The organism is uncultured Microbacterium sp., assembly GCF_937927635.1.
Lineage (GTDB): Bacteria > Actinomycetota > Actinomycetes > Actinomycetales > Microbacteriaceae > Microbacterium.
On sequence record NZ_CALBRW010000017.1, the window covers coordinates 63,319 to 86,293 of the forward strand.

Annotated in this window: 28 protein-coding genes; 23 read left to right on the forward strand and 5 right to left on the reverse strand. The window is 68.7% G+C overall.

Annotation, left to right across the window (positions count from 1 at the left end):
- Positions 1–46: 46 nt before the first annotated feature.
- The gene (locus Q0568_RS06895) at positions 47–1,759 is read right to left on the reverse strand and encodes a glycerol-3-phosphate dehydrogenase/oxidase (RefSeq protein ID WP_298864364.1); all 1,713 of its coding nucleotides are present in this window, start codon (positions 1,757–1,759) and stop codon (positions 47–49) included.
- Positions 1,760–1,853: 94 nt separating this feature from the next.
- Here Q0568_RS06895 and Q0568_RS06900 point away from each other — a divergent pair, with 94 nt between their 5' ends.
- Positions 1,854–2,825 (forward strand): sugar-binding transcriptional regulator, encoded by a 972-nt coding sequence (locus tag Q0568_RS06900; RefSeq protein ID WP_298864367.1) that lies wholly within the window; start codon positions 1,854–1,856, stop codon positions 2,823–2,825.
- Position 2,826: 1 nt separating this feature from the next.
- Here Q0568_RS06900 and Q0568_RS06905 read toward each other — a convergent pair whose 3' ends face one another.
- A complete protein-coding gene (locus Q0568_RS06905) occupies positions 2,827–3,981 on the reverse strand; it encodes a glutamate--cysteine ligase (protein ID WP_298864370.1) in 1,155 nt (384 codons plus the stop codon).
- 200 nt (positions 3,982–4,181) lie between these two features.
- Between Q0568_RS06905 and rpsP the strand changes: the two genes are divergently transcribed.
- Genes rpsP through trmD form a run of 4 tightly spaced genes read left to right on the forward strand, consistent with a single transcriptional unit; the run spans position 4,182 to position 6,136 of the window.
- Positions 4,182–4,610, forward strand: coding sequence for a 30S ribosomal protein S16 (gene rpsP / locus Q0568_RS06910; protein ID WP_298864373.1), 429 nt, complete (start codon positions 4,182–4,184; stop codon positions 4,608–4,610).
- Between the two features lie 6 nt (positions 4,611–4,616).
- Entirely contained in the window at positions 4,617–4,847 is a 231-nt protein-coding gene (locus tag Q0568_RS06915; RefSeq protein WP_298864376.1) for an RNA-binding protein, read from the forward strand.
- Between the two features lies 1 nt (position 4,848).
- Positions 4,849–5,403 (forward strand): ribosome maturation factor RimM, encoded by a 555-nt coding sequence (gene rimM, locus Q0568_RS06920; RefSeq protein ID WP_298864379.1) that lies wholly within the window; start codon positions 4,849–4,851, stop codon positions 5,401–5,403.
- A gap of 13 nt (positions 5,404–5,416) precedes the next feature.
- Positions 5,417–6,136, forward strand: a complete 720-nt coding sequence (gene trmD, locus Q0568_RS06925) for a tRNA (guanosine(37)-N1)-methyltransferase TrmD (RefSeq protein ID WP_298864381.1) — start codon at positions 5,417–5,419, stop codon at positions 6,134–6,136.
- A 35-nt stretch (positions 6,137–6,171) separates the two neighbouring features.
- On the opposite strand, the gene map is transcribed toward trmD, so the two are convergent.
- Complete coding sequence (map, locus tag Q0568_RS06930) at positions 6,172–6,954, reverse strand: type I methionyl aminopeptidase (protein ID WP_298864384.1); 783 nt, start codon at positions 6,952–6,954, stop codon at positions 6,172–6,174.
- A 101-nt stretch (positions 6,955–7,055) separates the two neighbouring features.
- On the opposite strand from map, the gene Q0568_RS06935 reads away from it, so the two are divergent.
- From Q0568_RS06935 to Q0568_RS06975, 9 genes are all read left to right on the forward strand, one after another.
- Positions 7,056–7,541: an MFS transporter permease gene (locus tag Q0568_RS06935; protein ID WP_298864387.1), complete on the forward strand. Its 486-nt coding sequence runs from the start codon at positions 7,056–7,058 to the stop codon at positions 7,539–7,541.
- Between the two features lie 167 nt (positions 7,542–7,708).
- Positions 7,709–8,056 carry a 50S ribosomal protein L19 gene (gene rplS, locus Q0568_RS06940; protein ID WP_298864390.1) on the forward strand — a complete coding sequence of 116 codons (348 nt, stop codon included), beginning with the start codon at positions 7,709–7,711 and terminating at the stop codon, positions 8,054–8,056.
- A gap of 121 nt (positions 8,057–8,177) precedes the next feature.
- Positions 8,178–8,915: a signal peptidase I gene (gene lepB, locus Q0568_RS06945; RefSeq protein WP_298864393.1), complete on the forward strand. Its 738-nt coding sequence runs from the start codon at positions 8,178–8,180 to the stop codon at positions 8,913–8,915.
- On the forward strand, positions 8,912–9,574 hold the full coding sequence (locus Q0568_RS06950; RefSeq protein ID WP_298864396.1) for a ribonuclease HII: 663 nt from the start codon (positions 8,912–8,914) through the stop codon (positions 9,572–9,574). The genes lepB and Q0568_RS06950 overlap by 4 nt, the downstream gene beginning before the upstream one ends.
- Positions 9,575–9,586: 12 nt before the next feature.
- Positions 9,587–9,913 (forward strand): DUF2469 family protein, encoded by a 327-nt coding sequence (locus Q0568_RS06955; RefSeq protein WP_285632578.1) that lies wholly within the window; start codon positions 9,587–9,589, stop codon positions 9,911–9,913.
- Between the two features lie 123 nt (positions 9,914–10,036).
- Positions 10,037–10,399, forward strand: a complete 363-nt coding sequence (locus tag Q0568_RS06960; protein ID WP_298864407.1) for a YraN family protein — start codon at positions 10,037–10,039, stop codon at positions 10,397–10,399.
- Complete coding sequence (locus tag Q0568_RS06965) at positions 10,396–11,925, forward strand: YifB family Mg chelatase-like AAA ATPase (RefSeq protein ID WP_298864409.1); 1,530 nt, start codon at positions 10,396–10,398, stop codon at positions 11,923–11,925. Before Q0568_RS06960 ends, Q0568_RS06965 begins: the two co-directional genes overlap by 4 nt.
- A gap of 20 nt (positions 11,926–11,945) precedes the next feature.
- On the forward strand, positions 11,946–13,100 hold the full coding sequence (gene dprA / locus Q0568_RS06970) for a DNA-processing protein DprA (protein ID WP_298864411.1): 1,155 nt from the start codon (positions 11,946–11,948) through the stop codon (positions 13,098–13,100).
- A 124-nt stretch (positions 13,101–13,224) separates the two neighbouring features.
- On the forward strand, positions 13,225–14,127 hold the full coding sequence (locus Q0568_RS06975) for a tyrosine recombinase XerC (protein ID WP_298864413.1): 903 nt from the start codon (positions 13,225–13,227) through the stop codon (positions 14,125–14,127).
- 111 nt (positions 14,128–14,238) lie between these two features.
- On the opposite strand, the gene Q0568_RS06980 is transcribed toward Q0568_RS06975, so the two are convergent.
- On the reverse strand, positions 14,239–14,826 hold the full coding sequence (locus tag Q0568_RS06980; RefSeq protein WP_298864415.1) for a M23 family metallopeptidase: 588 nt from the start codon (positions 14,824–14,826) through the stop codon (positions 14,239–14,241).
- A gap of 315 nt (positions 14,827–15,141) precedes the next feature.
- On the opposite strand from Q0568_RS06980, the gene rpsB reads away from it, so the two are divergent.
- From rpsB to Q0568_RS07025, 9 genes are all read left to right on the forward strand, one after another.
- The gene (gene rpsB, locus Q0568_RS06985; RefSeq protein ID WP_298864417.1) at positions 15,142–16,029 is read left to right on the forward strand and encodes a 30S ribosomal protein S2; all 888 of its coding nucleotides are present in this window, start codon (positions 15,142–15,144) and stop codon (positions 16,027–16,029) included.
- A gap of 41 nt (positions 16,030–16,070) precedes the next feature.
- Entirely contained in the window at positions 16,071–16,898 is an 828-nt protein-coding gene (gene tsf, locus Q0568_RS06990; RefSeq protein ID WP_298864419.1) for a translation elongation factor Ts, read from the forward strand.
- A gap of 98 nt (positions 16,899–16,996) precedes the next feature.
- Positions 16,997–17,713 (forward strand): UMP kinase, encoded by a 717-nt coding sequence (pyrH, locus tag Q0568_RS06995; RefSeq protein WP_298864422.1) that lies wholly within the window; start codon positions 16,997–16,999, stop codon positions 17,711–17,713.
- A 73-nt stretch (positions 17,714–17,786) separates the two neighbouring features.
- A complete protein-coding gene (gene frr, locus Q0568_RS07000; RefSeq protein ID WP_298864424.1) occupies positions 17,787–18,341 on the forward strand; it encodes a ribosome recycling factor in 555 nt (184 codons plus the stop codon).
- 5 nt (positions 18,342–18,346) lie between these two features.
- Positions 18,347–19,429 carry a phosphatidate cytidylyltransferase gene (locus Q0568_RS07005; RefSeq protein ID WP_298864426.1) on the forward strand — a complete coding sequence of 361 codons (1,083 nt, stop codon included), beginning with the start codon at positions 18,347–18,349 and terminating at the stop codon, positions 19,427–19,429.
- The gene (locus tag Q0568_RS07010) at positions 19,429–20,013 is read left to right on the forward strand and encodes a DivIVA domain-containing protein (RefSeq protein ID WP_298864428.1); all 585 of its coding nucleotides are present in this window, start codon (positions 19,429–19,431) and stop codon (positions 20,011–20,013) included. The genes Q0568_RS07005 and Q0568_RS07010 overlap by 1 nt, the downstream gene beginning before the upstream one ends.
- 65 nt (positions 20,014–20,078) lie before the next feature.
- Complete coding sequence (locus tag Q0568_RS07015) at positions 20,079–20,738, forward strand: transglycosylase SLT domain-containing protein (protein ID WP_298864430.1); 660 nt, start codon at positions 20,079–20,081, stop codon at positions 20,736–20,738.
- A gap of 9 nt (positions 20,739–20,747) precedes the next feature.
- Positions 20,748–21,035: a hypothetical protein gene (locus Q0568_RS07020; RefSeq protein WP_298864432.1), complete on the forward strand. Its 288-nt coding sequence runs from the start codon at positions 20,748–20,750 to the stop codon at positions 21,033–21,035.
- Positions 21,032–21,748: an alpha/beta hydrolase gene (locus tag Q0568_RS07025; protein ID WP_298864434.1), complete on the forward strand. Its 717-nt coding sequence runs from the start codon at positions 21,032–21,034 to the stop codon at positions 21,746–21,748. The genes Q0568_RS07020 and Q0568_RS07025 overlap by 4 nt, the downstream gene beginning before the upstream one ends.
- On the opposite strand, the gene Q0568_RS07030 is transcribed toward Q0568_RS07025, so the two are convergent.
- Positions 21,749–22,828, reverse strand: coding sequence for an AI-2E family transporter (locus tag Q0568_RS07030; RefSeq protein WP_298864438.1), 1,080 nt, complete (start codon positions 22,826–22,828; stop codon positions 21,749–21,751). It lies immediately after the preceding gene.
- Positions 22,829–22,975 lie beyond the last annotated feature (147 nt).

The following is a 22,975-nucleotide window of genomic DNA, read 5'->3' on the forward strand; positions in this document are numbered from 1 at the left end:
CCCTCCTTCGGCGGATCGTCGGCGACCCGCGTCGTAACAAGTCTGGTCAGCTGCGTGCGGGCACCGCGAGGGACAGGCCGTGCGCGTCGTTCAGCAGCTGCACGGTCGCCTCGATCTCGGCATCCCGCCGCTCGTCGTCCCATCCCATCAGAGGAGCCAACGCGGTTGCCAACTCGATGAGCAGGTCGCCGGTCACCTCGCCGATGAAGGCGATGTTCGAGCGGCGCAGCACGACATCCGCGAGCCTGACCACGAGCTCGTGCTCGACCATCCACTCCAGCTCACGCACGGACAGCGCGCCGTCGGCGAGCGGGCGGTCGTCCTCCTGCTCGATGTGCGACCACACCTCTGCGGCTCGGGTGCCGTAGCGCGTCAGCAGCGCATCGCCGCGCGCGGGTTCCGCGCCGGCGAGATTGGTGTTCTTCCAGGCGGCGCGTGCGCGGGTGGTTCGCGGGAAGCCGTGCCCGCCGCCGATCGGCAGGCCGCCGGTGGACACCGATCGGGTGCGTCCGAGCAGCTCGAGCACGCGGTTCGCCAGATGCTCGCCCAGCGCCCGGAACGTGGTCCACTTGCCGCCCACCAGACTGAGCACCGGGGTCGACCCGCTCTCGTCGAGTTCGATGCGGTAGTCGCGCGAGACGAAGCCGGGCGCGGTGTCCTCGTGACGGGGGAGAGGACGGATGCCCGAGAACCGGTACACGATCTGCTCGCGATCCACCTGGATCGTGGGGAACACATGGTGGATCAGGTCGAAGAAGTAGTCGATCTCCTCCTCCGTGCAGTGCGCCGGCTCGCGGGGGTCCGCGTCGATGTCTGTCGTCCCCACCATGACGCGACCCTTGATCGGGTAGATCAGCACGATGCGTCCGTCGGAGTGCTCGAAGAAGATCTCCCGGCCCGCTGTCGCGGCGAGCAGCTCGGGGTGATCGAGCACGATGTGCGAGCCCTTGGTGCCGCCGATGAACCGGGTGCTGTCGCCGAGCGCATCATTGGTGAGGTCTGTCCAGGGACCGGAGGCGTTCACGATCACGTCTGCCTGCACCGTGAACTCCTCTGCGCTCTCGCGATCGCGCAGCACGACCGCATCACCGTCGCGTCCGACTGCCTCGACGTAGTTCAGCGCGTGCGAGCCGGGATTCGCCGACCTGCCGTCCTGCAGCACGTCCAGTGCCAGGCGCTCGGGGTCGTGCATCGACGCGTCGTAATAGGTGGCGGTGTACTTCACCTTCGGGTCGAGCCGGGGCAGCTCGGCCAGCGACGAGGTGCGCCCCAGGAAGCGGTGGCGGGGCACCGCGCCGCCGTCGCGGGAGAAGAGGTCGTAGATGGTCAGGCCCAGCTTGATCAGCACGGCGCCGCGCTCCTGCGGCTTGCCGCTGCGGTGGGTCAGGAAGCGCAACGGCGCGGAGAGGATGCCCGAGAATGTCGAGTAGATCGGGATCGTGGTCTCCAGCGGCTTGACGTAGTGCGGCGCGACGCGCAGGAGACCGTTGCGCTCCTGGACGGATTCGCGCACGAGCCGGAACTCCCCGTTCTCGAGGTAGCGGATGCCACCGTGAATCATGTGGCTGGATGCGGAGGACGCGCCCCCCGCGAAGTCGCCGCGATCGACGATCACGGCATCCACGCCCTGAAGTGAGAGATCACGGAACAATGAGATGCCGTTGATCCCCGCCCCGACGATGAGCACAGTTGTCCGGCCGGCATCGCGGACAGCGGCCAGTTCATCCTGGCGTCGTGAGTTCCGGGTTCTCTGCAGCATGATCTCTCCTTCGGACTGACTCCAGCATCCGTCGTGTGGCAGGATCTTGCAAACCACTTGCACCTATGTGCAACGCTAGTGTCGGAGGTCAAACATGGTCGCTGGCTCGTCTCGAAAGGACACGAAGACCACTGCCGCGCTGACTGCGGCGAAGCTGTACTACTTGCAGGACATGACGATGGATGCGATCGCCGGCGAGCTTTCGACGTCGCGATCATCCGTGTCGCGACTGCTGTCGCACGCGAGAGAGACGGGTCTGGTCGACATTCGTATCAACTCGCCGTTCGAGCGGGTCGGGCGCATAGAGGACCATCTCCGGGAACGGCTGCGCGTCAATGCGCACATCGTGCCGATGCCGAGCACCGTGAACGACGTCGAGCGGCTGGAACGCGTGGCGCTGACCGCCGGACGCCTGCTGTCGCAGTTCATCGAGTCGAACATGGTCGTCGGCGTCGCCTGGGGTTCGACGATCAGCATGGTGAGCCGCTCGCTCGTGCAGAAGGAGGTGCACTCCAGCACATTTGTGCAACTCAACGGCGCCGGCAACACGCAGACCAGCGGCTTGGAGTACTCGAGCGACATCCTGCAGCGGTTCGGTGCGGCGTTCGGTGCCAGGGTCGAGCAGTTCCCCGTGCCCGCGTTCTTCGACAACCCGGCGACGCGCGAAGCGATGTGGCGCGAGCGGAGCACCAGACGCGTGCTGGCCTTCCAATCCACGATGGACATCGCCGTGTTCGGGCTGGGTTCTCCGCAGGCCGAGGTCCCCAGCCGTGTGTACGTCGGCGGCTACCTCAGCCGTGATGATTACCGCAGCCTCAGAGAGGACGGGGTGATCGGCGATGTCGCCACGGTGTTCTTCCGCGCAGACGGCAGCTGGAAGGACATCAGACTCAATGCTCGGTCTACGGGGCCAGGACTGGATCGACTTCGCCGCGTGCCGCGACGAATCTGCGTGGTCTCCGGCGCAGCGAAGCTGGGCTCGCTGCGTGCGGCGATAGCGGCCGGGATCGTCACCGATGTCGTGCTCGATGAATCGCTCGCGCGGTTGCTGGTCGACGCGGCCTGAGTCAGTCGACCGTCCCGTGCTCAGGGCCCTCGCGGAACTCTCGGATCAGGTGCTGGACAACCTCTCGCAGGTCGCCGCCGGCAGCATCCGCTGCCGTCAGCTGACGCGCGTAGCTGGCCCCGCCCCGCAGGATCGCACGCACACCGTCGAGCTCCCGTTCGCATGCCAGGTCGGCGGCGATGGGGCGCAGGTCGTCCACCACGGCGTCGAGGTGGTCCCGCACGGGAACCTGCGACCCCGCGGAGTCGACGATGACGCGCGCGTCCAGCCCGTAGCGGGCCGTGCGCCACTTGTTCTCGCGATGGAACCACGGCTGCAGTCCCGGCAGCGGGATGCCGACGTCCAGCTGCCGGGAGAAGTGCTCCACCAGGCACTGCGTGAGCGCGGCCACCGAGGCCAGCTCCGTGAGCGTCGACATGCCGTCGCAGGCGCGGATCTCGATGGTGCCCCAGCGCGGCGCAGGGCGGATGTCCCACCGCACCTCCGAGGCGTCGCGCATGACACCGGTGCGGATCATGTCGTCGAGATAGTTCTCGAAGTCCTCCCAGGTGCGGATCGGCCAGGGGAGTCCTGCTGTGGGCAGCTGCTGGAACACCAGGGAGCGGTTGGACGCGTAGCCGGTGCGCTCTCCGGCCCAGAACGGGCTGGACGCGGAGAGCGCCTGCAGATGCGGGAGGAACGCCGAGAGGGCGCTGATGATCGGCATGACCTTGCGTCGTTCCTCCACGCCGACGTGCACGTGGATGCCCCAGATCATCATGTTGCGGCCCCACCACTGGGTGCGCTCGATCATCTTCCGGTAGCGGGTCTTCTCCGTCACCCGCTGGTTGAACCACTGCGCGAACGGATGGCTGCCTGCCGAGAGCAGCTCGATGCCCGCGGGATCGGTGGCGCGCCGCACGGCTCCGATGGCCGCGGCGATGTCGTCCACGGCATCCTTCACGGTGCCGCCGACGCCGCTGGTGACCTCGATCGTGTTGGTGAGCAGCTCCCCGGTGACGGTGTGCCGCTCGTGGGCGCTCTGCGCCTCGAGCACATGCAGCAGCTCGGGCGCCCTGCCCACCAGATCGCCGCTGTCCGGATCGGCCAGCATGATCTCCCATTCCAGCCCGACTGTGGAGCGGGCGGAGGACGCGAATTCGGTCGGCACGCGCAAAGTCTGGCACGCGGGGTCCTCGCCGCGCACACGCCGTGTCGCACGGTTTCGCGCGCGGCCCCAGGATCTGGCAGAATAGAGGGTCGGACGGCTGCTCGACCCTCTATCCAGCTTTCGTCCCCCATCCAGAGCCTCCGCCGGGTTGTGCACCCCACTCTCCAGGCGTCGTTCATCTTCCTTTCCACACATTCAGGAGAATCGTGGCTGTCAAGATCCGTCTCAAGCGCTTCGGCAAGATCCGCGCGCCCTACTACCGCATCGTCGTCGCCGACTCGCGCACCAAGCGCGACGGTCGCGTGATCGAGGAGATCGGCAAGTACCACCCCACCGAGCAGCCCTCGTTCATCGAGGTCGACTCCGAGCGCGCGCAGTACTGGCTGTCCGTCGGCGCCCAGCCGAGCGAGCAGGTCACCGCGCTGCTGAAGCTCACCGGCGACTGGGGCAAGTTCAAGGGCGACAAGGACGCGAAGTCCACCGTCCAGGTCGCCGAGGCCAAGGCTGCATTCGAGATCGACTCGTCCAAGAAGTCGGTCATCAAGCCCAAGGTCGAGAAGAAGACCGAAGAGCCCGCCGCGGCTCCCGCCGCTGACGCGGAGGCCGCTGAGGCTCCCGCCGCAGACGCAGAGTAATCCGCTGTGCTCGCCGCCGCGCTCGAACACGTCGTCAAGGGGATCGTCGATCACCCGGAAGACGTCCGCATCACCGCATCCGCGTCGCCCCGTGGCGACCTGCTCGAGGTGCATGTGCACCCGGATGACCGTGGTCGCGTGATCGGGCGCGGCGGCCGCACCGCCAAGGCGCTGCGCACGCTCATCTCCGCCCTCGCCGACGGACGCCGTGTCCGCGTCGACGTCGCGGACGACTGACGTGGCGGGCGAGAAGAACCAGCTCCGCGTCGGCCGTCTGCTCAAGGCTCACGGCCTCAAGGGCGCGTTGAAGCTCGAGCTGTACACCGACAATCCCGAACGCCGTTTCGTGCCGGGCGCGGAGTTCACCCTGCAGGTGCCCGAGTCATCCGAGTGGCACGGCAAGACCGTCACCATCCGCGACTACCGCGTGATGAACGGCAGCTCCGTCGTCTTCCTGCACGGCGTCGAGGACCGCACCGCCGCCGAATCCCTCGTCAAGGCCATCCTGTGGATGGACGAGGACGACGAGGTCGAGGTCGATGCCTGGTACGCGCACCAGCTGGTGGGCCTGGACGTGGTCCGCGACGACACCGTCATCGGCCGCGTGCTGCGGGTCGATCACCTGCCGGCGCAGGATCTGCTGATCGTGAAGACGGCGGATGCCGAGGTCATGGTCCCGTTCGTCGAGGCGATCGTCCCCAGCGTGGACATCCCCGGCCACCGGATCGTCGTGACTCCGCCGGCCGGCCTCTTCGAGGAGCTTCCGTCCGCGGACGACTCCGCCTCGGAGTGATCCCGGGATCGTCATGCGCATCGACGTCGTCTCGATCTTCCCGTCGTACTTCGACGGTCTGACCCTCTCCCTGCTGGGGAAGGCACAGGAGACCGGCATCCTGGACCTTCGCGTGCACGATCTGCGCGACTGGACGCACGACCGGCACCGCACGGTCGACGACACACCCTACGGCGGCGGCGCCGGCATGGTCATGAAGCCGGAGCCCTGGGGCGAGGCGCTCGACGCCTTGGTTTCGGCCCCGGTCGTCAGGCGAGCGCAGCGAGACGGAACGCGGGCGAAGCCGACCATCATCTTCCCCTCGCCGGCCGGCGAGGTGTTCACTCAGGCCACGGCCCGCGATCTCGCGACCCGTGAGCACCTGATCTTCGGCTGCGGGCGCTACGAGGGCATCGACGAGCGCGTGTTCGAGTACGCCGCCGAGCTGGGCGAGGTGCGACTGATCAGCCTCGGCGACTACGTCCTGAACGGGGGAGAGGTCGCCGTCATGGCGATGACCGAGGCCATCGGCCGGCTCATCCCTGGCGTGGTCGGCAACCCGGAGAGCCTGGTCGAGGAGTCCCACGAGGACGGCCTGCTCGAGTACGGCTCCTACACCAAGCCGTCGGTGTGGCGGGACCTGGAGGTTCCGCCGATCCTGCTCAGCGGCAACCACGGAGCCATCGCCGCCTGGCGGCGCGAGCAGCAGCTCGAGCGCACCCGCGCACGGCGCCCCGACCTGCTCGAGGGCTGACCCCCGCCGCATCCGCTGAAGCGGCCGGGACCGCGTCAGTCGACGCCGAGGAAGCCGCGGTCGGTGAGGATGATCGGGCCGTCCTTGGTGACGGCGACCGTGTGTTCGGAGTGCGAGCCGCGCGAGCCGTCCGCACTGCGCAGCGTCCAGCCGTCGGGGTCGGTGATGAGCTCGTCGGTGGTGGCCAGCAGCCAGGGCTCCAGGGCGAAGACCAGGCCCTCACGCAAGGGGAAACCGCGTCCGGCGCGGCCGTCGTTGGGCACGTGCGGGTCGCCGTGCATGATGCGGCCCACGCCGTGACCGCCGAAGTCGGTGTTGATGGAGTAGCCCTCGCCGTGCGCGACGGCGGCGATGGCCGCGGAGATGTCGCCGATGCGGTTGCCGACCGTCGCGGTCGCGATCGCGGCATCCAGTGCACGGTTCGTGGTGTCGATCAGGCGCAGGTCCTCGTCGCGCGGTGTGCCGACCACGAACGACACGGCGGAATCGGCCACCCAGCCGTCGACCGAGACGGCGAAGTCCAGCGAGACCAGGTCGCCGTCGCGCAGCTGGTAGTCGTGGGGGAGGCCGTGCAGCACGGCATCGTTGACGGAGGTGCAGATGACCTTGCCGAACGGCCCGTTCCCGAAGGACGGGGCGTAGTCGATGTAGCACGACTCGGCGCCCGCCTTGCGGATGAGGTCGTGGGCGTGGCGATCGATGGAGAGCAGATTCGTGCCCACCTTGGTCTCCGCGCGCAGCGTGGCCAGCGTCTCCGCGACGAAGCGGCCCGCGGCTCGCATCTCGTCGATCTCGGCCGGCGTGCGCAGTTCGATCATGGGAAATCCTCTCGTCGGCATCCATTCTTCCAGTTCTCCGCCATCGCAAGCTCACAGCGAAAACCCGTGGTCCGGGATGCGGATGCACGTACCATCGGAGCATGTGGTTGCGTGAGGCGTTCTTCCGCTGGCTCCTCCCGGCGGCGTTCCTGCTGCCACTGTGGCTGGTCGTCGGCTGGATCATCTTCGGCCGCAGCGGGTGGAGCCTGCTGTGGGTGCTGCTGATGGCGGCGCCCGCAGTGTTCGCCGGCCAGCTGATCCTCACGCTGCTCACCAGGTCGCGCCCGTCGGTGCGGGCCGAGCGCGCGCTGTCGTGGTGGGATGTGCTGGGCTTCACTGTCTGGCATGTGCTGACCGTCTCGGTCGGCCTGTTCGTCGACGGTGCCTTCGGATGGCTGCTGACCGGCGCGATCGTCGCCGCCGCCGGGCTGTTCTGGCTGCAGTTGTGGCAGCTGTGGAACGAGGCTCGCGGCAGCGGTCTGCGCATCCGCGAGACGATGAGCTGGAGCGGGCCGCGCGAGGATCCTCCTGCGGAACGCGCGCAGCCCGATGTCGTCGTCATCGAGGAGCGTCCGCGCAGGGACTGACTCCGGTTTTGCCTGGTGTGCGGTTCATGGCAGAATGGATGCTTGTGCCGTGATCCGGTTCTGCCCCAGGGGAACCCGCGGACGCCTCGCGCGCCGCTCGGCACACACCCGTTCTTATTCCTTTGAATCATGCATCCGACCTGAGGCGAGTGCAGAGAGAGACGATCATGCAGATCCTCGACGCCGTCGATGCGGCTTCGCTCCGTTCCGACATCCCTGTCTTCAACCCCGGTGACACCGTCAAGGTGCACGTGAACATCACCGAGGGTTCGCGTTCGCGCATCCAGGTGTTCCAGGGCGTCGTCATCGGCCGCCAGGGCGATGGCGTGCGCGAGACCTTCACCGTGCGCAAGATCAGCTTCCAGGTGGGCGTGGAGCGCGTGTTCCCGGTGCACTCGCCGGTCATCGACCACATCGAGGTCGTCACTCGCGGTGATGTCCGTCGCGCCAAGCTGTACTACCTGCGCAACCTGCGCGGCAAGAAGGCGAAGATCAAGGAGAAGCGCGACAACTGACGCGCTTGAGCCTGTGCGGAACCCCGAGACACGATCGTCTCGGGGTTCCGTCGTCTGGGCATCCGTGTGCGACCCTTGTAGATGCCGCGTCGACGCGGTGCATGAGAAGAAGAGAGATCAGATGAGCCCGGATGCCGTCGAGCCTGCGGAGAAGTCCCCACGGCGGCGCAGCCTTCTGACCTTCCTGCGCGATGTGCTGGTGATCATCCTCATCGCCGCCCTGGTCTCGTTCGTCGTGAAGACCTTCGTGCTGCGCTCGTTCTACATCCCGTCCGGATCCATGGAGCGCACGCTGCTCATCAACGACCGCATCCTGGTCGACGAGCTGACCCCGCAGTGGACCGGATACGACCACGGCGACGTCGTGGTGTTCAAGGATCCGGGCGGGTGGCTGCCCCCGGTCCCGCAGGCTCCGGCCAGGCCGTTCCTCGTCGAGGCCGTCGACTGGGTTCTTACCTTCGTCGGCCTGTCGACCACGGATGCCCAGGATCATCTGGTGAAGCGGGTGATCGGCCTGCCGGGCGATCACGTGGTCTGCTGCAACGCCCTCGGGCAGATCACCATCAACGGCTCGCCCATCGACGAGATGTCCTACCTCGACCTGCCCGCCGGCGACACGGCGGCCTCCGATGTCGACTTCGATGTCACCGTCCCCGCAGATCGACTGTGGGTGATGGGCGACAACCGAGACCACTCGCAGGACTCCCGCGCGCATCAGGAGCTGCCCGGTGGCGGCTTCGTGCCACTCGAGAACGTCGTGGGGCGTGCGTTCCTGACCACCTGGCCGCTCGATCGGTTCGGACTCATCGACACCCATGACGAGGTGTTCCGCTCGGTGCCGGCGGCGAAGAGCAAGTGACCGTCGTCGCGCCCACGCTGCGCCTGGAACGGCAGCTGCTGAAGGACGAGTTCGACATCGTCATCGCACTCGACGAGGTCGGTCGGGGAGCGCTGGCGGGTCCCGTCGCCGTCGGCGCCGCCGTGATGGATGCCTCCGGCTCGCGCCGACGCGTGCCCGAGGGGCTGCGCGACTCCAAGCTGATCACCGAGCGTCGGCGTCCGCCGATGGCGCAGCGCGCGGCCGCATGGGTGCAGGCCTCCGCCGTCGGCTGGGCGAGCGCCGCGGAGATCGACGAGGTCGGCATCATGCGTGCACTGGGGCTCGCGGCTTCCCGGGCTGTGCAGGGTGTCGTGGATCTCGGCGCATCGCTGGACCGCGCCCTGGTGCTGCTGGACGGGAATCACGACTATGTCTCCCGCGTGCACCCCGTGGCGCTGACCGTGCGCACGGTGATCAACGCCGATCGGGACTGCGCGTCGGTGTCCGCGGCATCCGTGATCGCCAAGGTCGCGAGGGATGACTGGATGATCGAGCAGCATCCCCAGCATCCGGCGTATCAGTGGGATCGCAACAAGGGCTACGCGAGTGCCGAGCATCGTCGGGCGATCCGAGAGCTGGGACTGTCGCCGCTGCACCGCGCGTCCTGGGCGATCGCCGATGCCCCGACGCTCTTCTAGGATGGAGTCATCATGGATGAGGATGCCTTCGACGATTACGACCGCGAACTCGAGCTCGCGCTGTTCCGGGAGTACCGCGACGTCGTCGCGCAGTTCCAGTACGTCGTGGAGACCGAGAGGCGCTTCTATCTCGCCAACGAGGTGAACGTCGTCCGTCGCGACACCGAGAACGACTTCTACTTCGAGATCTCGATGACCGACGTCTGGGTCTGGGACATCTACCGGGCCGACCGGTTCGTCAAGGCGGTTCGCGTGCTGACGTTCAAGGACGTCAACGTCGAGGAGCTGCAGCGCCGGGAGTTCGAACTGCCGGACGAGCTGTCACTCGACGGCAAGTAGGTCGCTCCTCCCACAGTCCGCTCGGTGGCGACTTCTTTCCACAGTCTCTCGGTTCTGAGAAGTTCTGCACAGCGAGTGGGTTAATGGTGATCCGGCGTCGGTGCACCGCGTCAGGCTGTCCTCATGGCAGCGAAAGACGAGTTGGGGCGCGCGGGCGAGGAGCGCGCGGCGAGGCACCTGCGTGCGCAGGGATACATCATCCTCGACCGCAACTGGCGGTGCCGGCAGGGCGAGATAGACATCGTCGCTCAGCGCGACGACGTTCTGTGCGTCGTCGAGGTCAAGACCCGCAGGTCGGTGCGGTACGGGCATCCGTTCGAGGCCATCGACGAGCGCAAGCGCCGTCGACTCTGGCGGCTGGCATACGCGTGGACGGCTGCGCATCCCGATGCCGCACGCCGGCGTGAGATCCGCCTGGAGGCCATCGGCCTGATCGGAGCGGATGCCGACACCGCACAGCTCGAGCATCTGGTGGACCTGCTGTGAGCACCGCGCGCACCTGGGCGGTCGCACTGACCGGCGTGGACGGGCACCTGGTGGAGATCGAGGCGGACTTCTCGGCGCAGACGCCGGAGTTCACCATCATCGGACTGCCCGACAAGGCGCTCGGCGAGGCCGTGCAGCGGGTGCGCAACGCCTGCACCAATTCCGGGCTGGACATCCCGCGGCGCCGGCTCACCGTCAATCTTTCGCCGGCGAGCCTGCCCAAGCACGGCTCCGGCTTCGACCTCGGCATCGCCGTCGCGACGGCCGCTGCCGGGGGAATGCTGTCCGCCCGAGCCGTTCGCGGGACCGTGCACATCGGGGAGCTGGGGCTCGACGGGCGCGTGCGACCGGTGGCCGGTGTGCTCCCTGCGGTCTACGCGGCCGCGAGGGCGGGCTTCGAGCGGGTGATCGTGCCGCACGCCAACGCCGCGGAGGCCGCATTGGTGCCGGGCATCGAGGTGCACGCCGCAGCTTCGCTGGCGGAGGTGGCGGCGCTGCACGGTGCTGACGTGGAGGTGCCCGACGTCGACGCGGTGGAGCTGGCCGCGCCCGACGAGCCGGAGACACTGCCGCTGGATCTGGCGGACGTCATCGGTCAGGAGGAGGCCGTGGACGCGCTGATCATCGCTGCAGCAGGCGGTCATCACATGATGCTCAGCGGACCGCCGGGCGCGGGAAAGACGATGCTGGCGCGACGGCTCCCCGGCATCCTCCCGCTGCTGCTCGACGACGAAGCGCTGGAGGTCGCCGCGATACGTTCGCTGGTCGGGGAGCCGGTGATGAAACTGGATCCGGTCGTGCCGTTCGTCGCACCGCATCACAGCGCCTCGATGGCGGCTCTCGTCGGCGGCGGAACGCGCATGGCGCGGCCGGGCGCGATCGTACGGGCGCACCGGGGAGTGCTGTTCCTCGATGAGACTCCGGAGTTCCAGAGGGCGGCGCTGGATGCGCTGCGGCAACCGCTGGAATCCGGGCGCATCGAGGTGCACCGAGCGGGGTTCACCGCCAGCTATCCGGCTCGTTTCCAGTTGGTGCTGGCCATGAATCCCTGTCCGTGCGGCAACTACGGGGTGCGCGGCGCCGAATGCGCGTGTCCGCCGATGTCCATTCGCCGTTACGCCTCCAAGCTGTCGGGGCCGCTGCGGGACCGCATCGACATCGACCTGCAGGTCGCACGCGTGGCCGCGGCCAGGGCGACATCCGGCGAGCGCTCGCGGGTGACATCCGCGAGCGCGAGGGAACGGGTGGTGGCAGCCCGCGGCGCGGCCTCCGATCGCCTGCGCGGCACACCCTGGCGCGTGAACGGGGAGGTGCCGGGTGAGCGGCTCCGGCTCGGCGTGCTGCGTCTGCCGGCGACCGTCAGAGCGCCTCTGGACCGTGCGTTGGAACGTGGAACGGTCACGCTGCGCGCGTACGACAGGGTGCTGCGCCTGGCGTGGACGATCGCCGATCTGGCCGGTGCGAACTCGCCCGGCATCGATGAACTGGGCCGTGCCCTGTTCCTGAAGAAGGGCCTGCTGGCATGAGGACGACGACGAGGATCAGGATGCTGGACGATGCACGACTGCTGCCGCTGGCCGAGCGGCTGCGTCCGGGCGGGGATCCTGTGGAGACCCTGACGCGCGTCGCATGGTCGGTCCTCGTGGAACCGGGCGATGGGACAGCCGGAGCGCTGGTCGACGCTCACGGTGCGCAGGAGGCACTGGAGATCGCCTGCCGGGACGACGGCCTGTTGACGCCGGGCATCGTGACACCCGCAGCCCTCGCCGAGGCGCGCACGCGCTGGCGTCCGCGCGCACAGGCACAGGCGGTGATGGAGGCGATGACGTCGTGCCTGGACGTCGGCGGGCACCTGATGCTCCCGGGGGATGACGGATGGCCCGCGGGGCTGCAGGATCTGGGGCCGCATGCGCCGCTCGTGCTGTGGGCGCGCGGTGATCTCACCTCGTTCACCGCGGGTCCGGCGGTGGCGATGGTGGGCGCCAGGGCGGCATCCCCGTACGGCGAATCCGTCGCGGCCGACATCGCCGGTGACCTGGCGGGGGCAGGCGCGGTCGTCGTGTCCGGCGGGGCGTACGGCATCGACGGCGCCTCGCATCGCGCGGCACTGGGCGTGGGCGGCGTGACGGTCGCCTTTCTGGCCGGGGGAGTGGATCGCGCGTATCCGGTCGGGCACCATCAGCTGTTCGAGCGCATCCGCAAGGGCGGTCTGGTGGTGAGCGAGGTGCCCTGCGGCGGCGCGCCCACCAAATGGCGCTTCCTGCAGAGGAACCGACTCATCGCCGCCGCGAGCCTCGCGACGGTGGTCGTGGAGGCCGGGTGGCGCAGCGGCACGCTCAACACCGCAGGACACGCGGCCGCCCTGGGGCGGCCGATCGGCGCGGTGCCTGGACCGGTGACCAGCGCGGCCTCGGCCGGATGCCATCGGCTCCTGCGCGAGTTCGACGCGATCTGCGTCACCAACGCCCAGGAGGTGCGAGAGCTCTGGGACGACCGTGCGCTCGACGCGCCATCGCAGCCCCGCGTCGACCCGGACCGGGTCCGCCTGCTGGATGCGATGAGCACGCGAACGCCGCGGGATGCCCATGACCTGGCGCGCCGGTGCGGCCTGAGCGTGGACCGGGTGCGCAGTCTGCTCGGACTGCTGGCGCTCGACGTCGTCGTCGTGCAGACACCGGAGGGATGGCGCCGCGTGGGGTGAGTGAGCCCGCGTCGGAGCGCGTGCGCAGGCAACCGTCGGCGACCCGAGCCCGGCGACGGCAGGAGGACCGGCAGGATCGGCGCGGGAACCCACCGCCGGTTCACGTGGGCGGCATGCTGGAGGGATGGAGTACGCAGCGGCCGTTGAGGCGTTCGCGGTGCATCTGGCGCAGGTTCGCCGGCTGTCGCCCGCCACTGTGCGCGCGTACCGCGCCGATCTCGCCGACCTCGGCCGCACACTGCACGACGACGCGCTGGCATCCGTCGACCTCGAAGTCCTGCGCGAATGGCTGTGGCAGGCCACGCAGCGCGGGGACGCGCGCTCTACGCTCGCACGGCGCGCCGCTGCCGTCCGGTCGTTCTTCGGCTGGGCGCACGAGACGGAACTGATCGATGCCGACCCCAGCCTTCGACTGGTGGCGCCGCACAGATCGAAGGCCCTGCCCGTCGTCGCCTCCGCCGACGGCATGCGCGACCTGCTGGAGGCCCAGCGCATCGCTGCGGAGTCCGGCGACCCCATCCTGCTGCGCGACCACGCCATCCTCGAGCTGCTGTACGCTGCTGGCATCCGCGTCTCGGAGCTGTGCGGCGCCGACGTCGACGATCTGGATCTGCGCAGGCGCACGATCCGCGTGCTGGGCAAGGGGTCGAAGGAGCGCGTGGTGCCCTTCGGCGGCCCCGCCGCGGCCGCGCTGGGCGCCTTCCTCACACGCGCAAGGCCCGTACTGCTCGCGCGCGCCGCTGAACCCACGGCTGCGTTCTTCCTGGGCGCTCGTGGCGGACGCATCGGCCCGCGCACCGTCTACGCGCTGGTGTCCCGGGTGCTGGGGCCGGTGGTGGGTTCCGAGCATGTCGGCCCGCATGCGCTGCGGCACTCCGCCGCCACCCACCTGCTGGACGGCGGTGCCGATCTGCGCGCCGTGCAGGAGCTGCTCGGGCACGCGAGTCTCGGCACCACCCAGATCTACACGCACGTGTCCGCGGAGCGACTCACCGCCGCGTATCGCCTCGCGCACCCGCGGGCCTGACCCGGATCCGTTCGCCGCCCGCGTTCGCCTGGAGACGTCGAGGACATGCGCCCACCGGCCCAGTTCGGCGACCCGTCCGGACGCCCGGACCGCGGCACGCGAGGCGGGAGCTCAGCCTGCGCAGCACGGCAGCAGGATGGCACGCGGCATCCTGCCGAACAGGCCGCGCGGGTTCACGTACCGCCCGTCCGCGCGCACGCCGACATGCAGCGTTCCGCGCGCGGCATGCCCGCCCGCGGCCGTCGTCCCCACGTCATCTCCGGCGGCCACCACGGTGCCCGGCGTCAGCGTCGACGCGATGGGTTCGAGGGTCGTGACATATCCGCCGCCGTGATCGATCGTGATCAGCGGCCGGCCCGCCACATCGCCACGGAACGCCACCACGCCGGCCGCCGGTGCGTGCACGACGCCTTCGGGTGCGGCAGCCACGTCCATGCCGCGGTGTCCGGGGCCGTATTCATGTGCCGGGGCGCGGAACGCCTGCGTCACGGTGTGCGCGCCCTCGACCGGCCACGTCCAGGGGTAGCCCGGCGCGGCATCCGCGGCGCTCTCGGCCCCCGTCAGTCTGGTGCTGCCGCTCGCGCCCGCCGCCGGAGCCGGTGCGAGCACGAACATCGCGAGTACGAACAGCGCGACCAGCAGCGCCGCCGCGTGCACATGCAGGCGGTGGCGTCGCGCTTCGGTGCGGATCCCGGTCATGCCCCCACTCTCGCACCGCTCCGCGACGCCCAACCGCTCGATTCGCACTGCCGGTGGACAACTCCGCGCACTCGCAGGATGTGCAGGATGAATGGACCGGCTGAGGCCCGGCAGCGGCTGCCGCATCCTGTACACTGGAGGGGCATCCCGAAATCGGGGTGACTACGCGTGCCCAGAGCGACTTCGTCGCGGCATCCACTCCCACAGGTCCTTCTCCTCGAGAGGGCGGGTGTGCGCCGGGTACCAGGATCGTCGATCGCGAGATCGACGGGAAAAACCTCAACGGCGCGAGAGCGCCAGAAACAGGAGACGACCATGGCTGTGGTCACCATCCGTCAGCTGCTCGACAGCGGCGTGCACTTCGGACACCAGACCCGTCGGTGGAACCCGAAGGTGAAGCGCTTCATCCTCACCGAGCGCAGCGGCATCCACATCATCGACCTGCAGCAGTCGCTGGCGTACATCGACCGCGCCTACGACTTCGTCAAGGAGACTGTCGCCCGCGGCGGCACGATCCTCTTCGTCGGCACCAAGAAGCAGGCGCAGGAGGTCCTCGCGGAGCAGGCCGCCCGTGTCGGACAGCCCTTCGTCAACCAGCGCTGGCTGGGTGGTCTGCTGACCAACTTCTCGACCATCGCCAAGCGCCTCGCCCGTATGAAGGAGCTCGAGGAGCTCGACTACGAGAACCCGGCCGCGTCGGGCTTCACCAAGAAGGAGCTGCTGCTCAAGAAGCGCGAGCTCGACAAGCTGCACAAGTCGCTGGGCGGCATCCGCAACCTGTCGAAGACCCCGTCGGCCCTGTGGGTCGTCGACGCCAAGCGCGAGCACCTCGCCATCGACGAGGCCAAGAAGCTCGGCATCCCGGTGATCGGCATCCTCGACACCAACGCCGACCCGGACGACTTCCAGTACCCGATCCCCGGCAACGACGACGCGATCCGCTCCGTCTCGCTGCTGACGCGCATCATCGCCGACGCCGCGGCCGAGGGCCTGCAGCAGAAGCACAACCCCGAGGGCGACGCCGAGCCGCTCGCCGAGTGGGAGCAGGAGCTCCTGCAGGGCGACGCCGCCGAGGCACCCGCCGCTGAGGTCGCTGCCGAGGCCCCCGCTGCCGAGGCCACTGAGGTTCCCGCCGAGGCCCCCGCCGCCGAGGCCGTCGAGGCTGCTGCTGAGGCGCCCGCCGCCGACGCAGACGCCAAGTAATCCGCATACCCGCACAGATACGAAGCAAGGAGCCACCACACATGGCCAACTTCACCATCGCCGACATCAAGGCGCTGCGCGAGCAGCTCGGAACCGGAATGGTCGACACCAAGAAGGCGCTCGAGGAGGCCGACGGAGACGTCGAGAAGGCCACCGAAATCCTGCGCCTGAAGGGTGCCAAGGGCAACGCCAAGCGCGCTGACCGCTCCACCAGCGAGGGCCTGGTCGCCGCTCGCGAGACCGACGGCGCCGTGACGCTGATCGAGCTCGCCTGCGAGACCGACTTCGTCGCCAAGAACGAGCGCTTCATCGCTCTGGCCGACAAGGTGGCCGACGCGGTCGCCGCTGCCGGCGCCGACTCGCTGGAGGACGCGCTGGCCGCATCCGCCGGTGACAAGACCGTCGCCGACCTCATCTCCGAGGAGGCGGCGATCATCGGCGAGAAGGTCGAGCTGCGTCGCGTGCGCACCGTCAAGGGCGAGTCCCTGTCGGTGTACCTGCACCACACCAGCAAGGACCTGCCGCCGCAGATCGGCGTCGTCGTGGCCTACACCGGCAGCGACGCGGAGACCGCTCGCAGCATCGCGCAGCACATCTCGTTCGCGAACCCCTCCTACCTCAGCCGCGAGGACGTCCCCGCAGCCGACGTGGAGAAGGAGCGCGAGATCGTCACCGAGATCTCCCGCAACGAGGGCAAGCCCGAGGCAGCCCTGCCGAAGATCGTCGAGGGCCGCGTGACCGCGTACTTCAAGCAGGTCGCGCTTCTCGAGCAGGACTACGCCAGGGACAACAAGAAGTCTGTGGAGCAGGTGCTGAAGGAGGCGGGTCTCACCGTCACCGACTTCGCCCGCTTCAAGGTCGGCGCGTAACACCTCGAAGGGGTTCGGATCAACCGCGATCCGAACCCCTTCTGCATGCCCGGAACAGCCCGAGGCACTATCTTGAAACCGGACGAGAGGACCCACCCATGACTGAACGCACCGGACGCCGTCGCGTCCTTCTCAAACTCTCCGGCGAGGCCTTCGGCGGGGGCTCCCTGGGGGTGAACCCCGATGTGGTCAGCGGCATCGCCCGTGACATCGCCGCAGCCGTGGATCGCGTCGAGATCGCGGTGGTCGTCGGCGGCGGCAACTTCTTCCGCGGTGCGGAGCTCAGCCAGCGAGGCATGGACCGCGGACGCGCCGACTACATGGGCATGCTGGGCACCGTGATGAACGCCCTCGCCCTCCAGGACTTCCTCGAGCAGGCGGGCGCACCCACGCGCGTGCAGTCCGCCATCCAGATGACCCAGGTCGCCGAGCCGTACATCCCGCTGCGCGCGGAGCGCCACATGGAGAAGGGCCGCGTCGTGATCTTCGGCGCAGGCGCCGGCCTGCCGTACTTCTCCACGGACACCGTCGCCGCACAGCGAGCACTGGAGATCGGCGCCCAGGAGGTGCTGGTCGCCAAGAACGGCGTGGACGCCATCTACACGGCCGACCCCAACAAGGACCCGAACGCGCAGCGCATCGAGCGCGTGACCTACCGCGACGCCCTGCAGCGCGGTCTGAAGGTCGTCGACTCCACGGCGTTCAGCCTGTGCATGGACAACGCCATGGACATGCGCGTGTTCGGTATGGAGCCGGCCGGCAACGTCACCCGTGCGCTGCTCGGCGAGCCGATCGGCACGCTGGTCACCGCCTGAGCGCACTCACCTCCACAGTCCGGCGGAGCGCGCCGGATAGAATCATCTGAAACCCCTGAAGCAAGGAGCCCTCGTGATCGCGGATGTCCTCTCCGAAACCACTGTGCGCATGACGCGTGCCGTCGATGCCGCCAAGGAGGACTTCGCCACGGTCCGCACTGGGCGCGCCAACCCTCAGCTGTTCCAGAAGGTGCTGGTCGACTACTACGGCTCACCGACACCGCTCGCGCAACTCGCATCGCTGGCCAACCCGGAGGCGCGCTCGCTGATCGTCACGCCCTACGACAAGTCGGCGCTGAAGGCCATCGAGCAGGCCATCCGCGATATGCCGAACCTGGGCGCGAACCCGACCAACGACGGCAACATCATCCGCATCACCATGCCCGAGCTCACGCAGGAGCGCCGCAAGGAGTACGTCAAGCTCGTCCGCACCAAGGGCGAGGACGCGAAGGTCCGCATCCGCGGCATCCGCCGCAAGGCGAAGGACGAGATGGACGCACTCAAGAGCGAGGTCGGCGAGGACGAGATCGCGCGCGGCGAGAAGGAGCTGGATGCCCTGACCCGCCAGTACGTCGAGGCCATCGACGATGCCCTCAAGCGCAAAGAGGCTGAGCTCCTCGAGGTCTAAGCACGATGTCCGGTGAGAACGACGGGGAGGAGCGGCGTCCTCCCGAGCAGGGGGCGGCCGTACCGTCTCCCGCCTTCGACGCATCCCAGGTGCCGCCGCGTCCTCCGCTGCCGCCCCGTCCCGCCGACCCGCTGTCCACGGGCGAGCACAATGCGATACGCGAGCAGTGGCGCGCCCGCAAGGGCGAGATCGAGACGCACGTCTCGCAGGCCAGGGACCACTTCGATCAGGCCAATGAGCGCATCAAGCAGCGCACCGGACGCGACCTGATCCTGGCGATCATCATCGGGGTGGCCTTCGGCGGAGCGCTGATCGCATCGCTGCTGTTCATCAAGTGGCTGTTCGTGCCCATCGCCCTCGCCGCGGGACTGCTGGGCACCTATGAGCTCGCCAGGGCGCTGCGAGCCGGCGGCCGCCGGGTGGACGTCGTCGCCCAGCTCATCGCCGCCGCCGGCGTGCTCCTGGCAGGGGCATCCGGTCAGTTCTGGCTGAGCTGGGTCGTGCTGATCGTCGCGGTGTCCTTCATCGCCGTGTGGCGGATGGTGGCCCAGATGGTCGTCAAGGACGGTCGGATGTACGGCGACGTGCTCTCCGACGTCGTGGTGGGCGCCTTCGTGCAGGTGTACGTGCCATTCCTCACCTCCGTCGCGATCATGCTGCTGCTGCAGGAACGAGGGCAGTGGTGGGTGCTGTCCTTCGTGACGGTCGCCGTCGCGGCCGACACCTGCGCGTACGTCGCGGGCCTGTCGTTCGGGAAGCATCCCATGGCACCGCGGATCAGCCCCAAGAAGACGTGGGAGGGTTTCGCCGGCGCCGTCGTCGGCTCCCTCGCCGTGGGCGTGCTGCTGGCGGTCTACCTGCTCGAGCTGCGATGGTGGTGCGGTCTCATCCTCGGCGCTGTCATCCTGCTCTCTGCGACACTCGGCGACCTCGGCGAATCGATGCTCAAGCGCGACCTCGGCATCAAGGACATGAGCTCCTGGCTGCCCGGCCATGGCGGGCTGCTCGATCGACTGGACAGCATCCTGCCGTCGACGATCCCGGCGCTGGCCCTGTACTTCCTCCTCTCCCCATGGGTGGTGTCGTGATGGTTGATGAAGATCTGGACGTGTTCGACGAGAAGGAGGAGACGCCCGCGGCGTTCCCCCTCACCGCAGGACGGCATCGCGGCTACCACCGCGCTGCCGTCGACACCTTCCTCGAAGCCGCCCGCGCCGCGTTCGAGGACGGGCGCGACGACTTCGGCGCGGAGGACGTGCGCAGTGCCTCGTTCCCGCTGGTCAGGCACGGCTATGCGATCGCCGACGTCGACGCGGCACTCGGCCGCGTCGAGGACGCATTCGCCTCGCGCGCGCGCGAGCAAGCGGTCCGGTCGATGGGAGTGGCCGGATGGGTGGCGAAGGCCCGGAAGGACGCGCAGAGCGTGCTCGACCACCTCGCGCGCCCCGCGAAGCACCGGTTCGCCCGGACGAACCGGCTCGCGTTCGGCTATCGGATCGGCGAGGTCGACCATGTCGCCGATCGGATCTCCGCGTTCCTGCGCGACGGAGATGCGCTGAGCGTGGAGCAGGTGCGCGGTGCGGCGTTCCGCATGCAACGGGGCGGCTACCGCGAAGAGCAGGTGGATGCCCTGCTGGATGCGACCGTGGAGGTCATGCTCGCGGTGCGTTGAATCTCGCGCCACACGGGAGACTCTCATGGACGTTCCAGGGTCTACTGCGTAGACTGACACCCATCGTGACTCCCGATAACGAATTGATATCGACGCCGGTGCGCCCGAACGCATCCCCGTCGAAGCTGAAGCATCCGTGGCGACGTCGCCTCAGTGCGGTCGGCGCCGGCCTCGCCGTCATCGGCTTCTCGGCGGCGCTGCTCGCTCCGACAGGCAGCGCGTCGGCCGAACCCTCGGGCCCTGCGACCGCATCGGTGACCACCTTCGATCTCGCCGCCAAGGACACACAGAACATCACGGTGACCGTCCAGGGCGCGAAGATCGAGCCGATCGTCCGCGGCGGCTTCGAGGTGTATGTGAAGCCCAAGCCGAAGCCCGCACCGAAGCCCGAGACGGCCTCGACGAACTCCAAGTCCAGCGGCAGCTCCATCCCGAAGTACACCGGCGGTGGCAGCAAGGAGGAGTGGATGGCCGCGGCGGGCATCTCCGCCGGCGACTACCCCTACGTCGACTACATCGTCTCCCGTGAGAGCGGCTGGAATCCCAACGCCACGAACAGGTCCTCCGGCGCGTGCGGCCTGGTGCAGGCGCTGCCGTGCAGCAAGGTGCCCGGCAACGGGTACAACCCCGTCGACAACCTGCGCTGGGGGACCGGGTACGCCACCGGCCGCTACGGCAGCTGGGCGGGCGCGTACAACTTCTGGCGGACCCACCACTGGTGGTAGACCGAAGGCATGGCGCGATCTCACAGACGGCGGACTGACTCCACCCGAGCGGATGAGTCCTTCGAGCAACTGCTCGCGGGGTGGAAGCGCACCGAGACGCGCCGTGGCCGGGAGTGGATCGTGCAGCCGGTCGCGGGAGCGAAGTCGGTGAAGGAGTACACCTGCCCCGGATGCGGCGGGAGCATCCTGCCCGGTGTCGCGCACCTGGTCGCCTGGCGTGCAGACGGTGTGATGGGGGAGTCCGCCGACCTCGCCGCGCGCCGGCACTGGCACACGCACTGCTGGCGCATCGGATGACGCTGCAGATCCGCGGGCCGATGCTGCTGCCCGCGCAGCGCACCGACGTCGAACTCGTCACGGCAGACGGCCTGACCCTCGTCGGCGAACTCGCCGTCCCCGAGGAGCGCGAGCCGGTCGCCACGCTCATCGCCCTGCATCCGCTTCCGACGGCCGGCGGCAACATGGACACCCACGTGCTGCGCAAGGCCGCCGCTCGCCTGCCCGCTCAGGCGGATCTGGCCGTGCTGCGGTTCAACACCCGCGGCACGGCCTCACCGCGCGGCGTCAGCGGCGGCTCGTTCGACGGGGGAGGGCTCGAACGGTACGACGTCGCCGCCGCTGTCGACTTCGTCTACGAGCGGGGACTCCCCGAACCGTGGCTCGTGGGGTGGTCGTTCGGCACGGAGCTCGCTCTCAAATACGGTCGCGATCACGACATCCGCGGCGGCATCCTGCTCTCACCGCCCCTGCATCGGACCACGGATGCCGAACTCGAGGCCTGGAAGGACGATGCGCGGGAGCTCGTCGCCGTCATCCCGGAACTCGACGACTACCTGCGGCCGGACGAAGCCGTCCGGCGCTTCGCCTGCGTGCCTCACGCGAGGGTGATCGCCGTTGCCGGCGGACGGCACCTGTGGGTCGGAGAGACGCAGACACGGCGCGTGCTCACCGAGATCGTCGCAGCGGTCAACCCTGCGGCGCTGCCGCTGGCCACGACCTGGGACGGGTGATCAGCGCGCGTCCATGCGCGGACGCAGCACCTGCCGGTAGATGATCAGGATGCTGGCGGCCACCGGGATCGCGATGAGAGCGCCCAGCAGCCCCAGCAGCGCGCCGCCGGACAGTGCGGCGATGACGACCACCGCACCGGGCACGGCGACGGCGCGGCTCATGATGCGCGGCGCGATGAAGTACGCCTCGACCTGCATGTAGATCAGGTACCAGATGGCAGCGGCCAGTGCCGTGCCGGGGGAGCCGACCCCGGGGATCAGGCACGCCAGCACGATGATCGTCGATCCCGTCAGTGTGCCGACCAACGGGATGAGCGAGAAGAAGAACGCGACCACGGCCAGCACGGCCGTGAAGGGCGCATGGATGATCGACAGGTAGATCGAGCTGAGAACGCCGTTGATCACGCCCAGCGTGACCTGCCCCATCACGTAGTGTCCGACGGAGTCGGTGATCTGATCGGCGATGTCGATGAAGCGGTCGCGCCTGGAGGCGGGGACCAGGTGATAGACAGCTCTCTTGAGCGACGGCGTCGAGGCCGTCAGGTAGATCGTCAGCACCAGCACGATGAACGCGCCGAACATGCCGGTGAGCACGGCGCCGCCGACCACCAGCACGCCCTGCCCGATCGACCCGCCCCATTCCGCCACGTTCTTGGCCCAGTCCTCGGTGGCCAGCCAGTTCTCCACGTAGGCGAACACGTCGTCCACCCGCAGGTTGGGGAAGGTGTCGGCCATCCAGTCCTTGAGATTCTGGACGGTCTGATCGCCGTTGACGATGAGGTCGGTGACCTTGGTCACCAGCTGCGAGATCTGCTCGATGACGACCGGGAGCACGATCAGCACGACGGCGGTGAAGGCGCCCAGCACCGCGACGATGGTGGTCAGCACAGCCGCCCACCGGGGCAGCCCGCGACGCGTGAGGAACGACACCAGCGGATCCAGGCCCAGGCTGAGGAAGAGCGCAGTGCCGAGATAAAGCAGCACGGTGGAGAGCATCTGAACGCTGGTGAGCAGCATGATGCCCAGGCCGACGCCGAGCGTCGCCACCAGAGCGGTGCGGAAAGGACTGTGGATCTTCATCGTTCTCCTGATCGGATGCCGCAAGCCTAATCGCCCGCGGCGGCACTGCCCGGCAGGACGTGCGGCGCGCGCTCGTGGGCAATGCACAGCCGCTTTCGATAGTCTGGAACGTCGAGCGGAGACCGCCGGGAAGCATCCGGTGGCACG